This window comes from Borborobacter xinjiangensis (assembly GCF_047739745.1).
In the GTDB taxonomy this organism is placed as follows: domain Bacteria; phylum Pseudomonadota; class Alphaproteobacteria; order Rhizobiales; family Rhizobiaceae; genus Pseudaminobacter.
Genome location: NZ_JBLLVA010000093.1, coordinates 1 through 787, shown reverse-complemented (window position 1 = coordinate 787; position 787 = coordinate 1). Strand labels below are relative to the sequence as shown.

Genomic DNA, 787 nt, shown 5'->3' with positions numbered 1-787 from the left:
TGGGCGCCGTCATAGGCCGCCGCGCTGGTGACATTCCAGCCACGGATGAGGCCGTGCCGGCGATCGATCGAGGCATGGTTCTTGTAACCGAAGGCGGGAATGGCGATGTCGCGCGGTTGCGGCTTTCCATCCTCGGCCGCCTTGGCCTTCGAGAACTTCACCGTCCAACGCGCATCGCGATCCTTCTGGCGCAGCTTCGCGGGCTTGTCTTTCCACTCCTCCGGTATCTTGCCCGCTTTGATGTCGGCCTTCTCGGCATCGGTGTTTCGCTGCTTCGGCGCCGCCACGATGGTGGCGTCGACAATCTGACCGCCCATGGCAAGATAGCCGGCCCTGGTGAGGTGCTTGTCGAAACGGGCGAACAGGTTCTCCACCGCGCGGGCTTGTGTGAGATGCTCGCGGAACAGCCAGATCGTCTTGGCATCAGGCACGCGATCGCCCAGCCCCAACCCGAGAAAACGCATGAACGAGAGCCGATCCTGGATCTGGAATTCGGCCTGATCATCCGACAGACTGTAAAGCGCCTGCAACACCATGATCTTGAACATCAGCACCGCATCGTAGGGCGGCCTGCCGCCCTTGGCGCCGTCGGAGCGTTTCAGCGCCTTGGCCAACGGCTTTCGGAAAACCTCCCATGGCACCACCGCGTTCAGCTTTTCCAGAGGATCGCCCGCCTCGCTCAGTCGGGCATACCGCTCGTCAATGTCCCAAAACCCGGCCTGTCCCCGCATCCATCCCCTCCCGGCAAATCACCGGGGCAGTGAATCATCCCGAGCCGTCAATGGCG

At 62.6% G+C, this 787-nt stretch carries 1 protein-coding gene; it reads right to left on the bottom strand.

Annotated elements, in window-relative coordinates; all coding sequences use genetic code 11:
• Nucleotides 1-731, bottom strand: a 731-nt coding sequence (locus ACLKMW_RS26475) for a transposase (protein WP_415727514.1), incomplete at its 3' end; no start/stop codon positions are given.
• Nucleotides 732-787 lie beyond the last annotated feature (56 nt).